The organism is Streptomyces pimonensis (genome assembly GCF_041380215.1).
Taxonomy (GTDB): domain Bacteria; phylum Actinomycetota; class Actinomycetes; order Streptomycetales; family Streptomycetaceae; genus Streptomyces; species Streptomyces pimonensis.
Genome location: NZ_JAHWZY010000114.1, coordinates 1 through 1,398, shown reverse-complemented (window position 1 = coordinate 1,398; position 1,398 = coordinate 1). Strand labels below are relative to the sequence as shown.

The 1,398-nt window shown below is 68.0% G+C and carries 2 protein-coding genes and 1 pseudogene; all 3 read right to left on the bottom strand.

Going from position 1 to position 1,398, the window contains the following annotated elements; translation table 11 throughout:
• The coding region (locus tag KYY02_RS33580) for an IS3 family transposase (protein ID WP_371244850.1) at nt 1–597 on the bottom strand (597 nt) is incomplete at its 3' end.
• Nucleotides 594–902: a transposase gene (locus tag KYY02_RS33575; RefSeq protein WP_371244848.1), complete on the bottom strand. Its 309-nt coding sequence runs from the start codon at nt 900–902 to the stop codon at nt 594–596. The genes KYY02_RS33580 and KYY02_RS33575, both read right to left, overlap by 4 nt.
• Nucleotides 903–967: 65 nt before the next feature.
• Nucleotides 968–1,199, bottom strand: a pseudogene (locus KYY02_RS33570) (IS5-like element IS4811 family transposase); the annotation flags it as partial.
• Nucleotides 1,200–1,398: the final 199 nt, after the last annotated feature.

The following is a 1,398-nucleotide window of genomic DNA, read 5'->3' as shown; positions in this document are numbered from 1 at the left end:
CTGACAGCCGTGGTCGGCATGGTGGATGAGCGTGCCGGGGATGACCTCGCGGCTGGCCAGGGCGTACTCCAGCGTGGTCAGTACCAGGTCGGCATCAGCGCGGGCGGAGGTCTCCCAGGCCACGACCCGGCGGGAGAAGGCGTCGCGGATCGCCGACAGCCACAGCGGGCCCTCGCCGGTGGGGATCATCGTGAGGTCGGTGACCCACAGCCGGTTCGGCTCGCTCGTGGTGAAGTCGCGCTGCACCAGGTCCGGGGCAAGGTCGGCGTCCGGGTCGCGGCGGGTGAAGCCCCTGCCCGTGCGACGTGGGCTGATGCCGGCCAGACCGGCTTCCCGCATCAGCCGCTCGACTCTTTTGCGGCCGACGTGGACGCCTTCACGCTTGAGGACGGCGTGCACGCGGGGTGAGCCGTAGATCCCGCCGGAGTCGGTGTGGACCTGCCGGATCCGCCCGGTCAGCTCGATGTCCCGGCGACGCCGTTCACACGGCTGCTTCTCGACCTGGCGCCAGCGGTAGTAGGTGGAGGAGGGGATGTTCAGTTCCCGGAGTACGGGCTCGACCCCCAGGTGCGGGTGCTCGTCGATGAGCGCTCTCACCTGGGCCGGGTCGGGTCGAGCTGCGCGGCGAAAAAAGCCGAGGCCGTCCGTAGGACCTCATTCGCCCGGCGCAGCTCGCGCACTTCGCGCCGCAGCTGGGCCAGCTCTGCCTTCTCCTCGCTGGTGAGCAGGTCGTCCCGCTCGCCGGCGTCGGCCTCGGCCTGCCGGATCCAGCCGCGCAGGGCCTCGTGGTGCACGCCGAGCTCCTCGGCCATACGGCGGATGACGGGCTTCGGCTCCGACGTGCGGTACATCCGCACCGCGCGTTCACGCAACTCCAGCGGGTATTTCCTGGGGGCAGGCACCGTCAGATCTCCTCTCACGAGATTCATCTGACCTGCTGTCGCCCCTCCTCGCATCTCGGGGGAACCTCAGTCATGATGGTGATCGCCGCCCAGGTGATCAGTGATTCCGAGTGCTGGATGAGCCGTTCGTAGTCGCGTGCGTGCCGGCAAGCGTGCATGATCCAGGCGAGGGAGCGTTCGACGACCCAGCGGCAGGACGACGAACCCGCTGGCGTCCTTCGGCCGACTGACTGTCTTCAAGGTCAGGCCCAGCCGGGACTTCGACCAGGTCACGAGCTGTCCGGCGTAGGCGGAGTCGTCATCCCGCCGAGCGCGACCGGGCAGCCCACGCGGCAGCAGCCGCGGGATCTTTCTGCACCCATCCGATTCACCCGGATCATCCAGAACATTCCATTCGAGGCAATGGCCATTGCCTCCCGACATGCCCTTTGGCAGCAACAACTCGCAATGGGCGAGAGAACTGGCGGTCGCCATAGAGTGGGTCTGTACGGTGAAC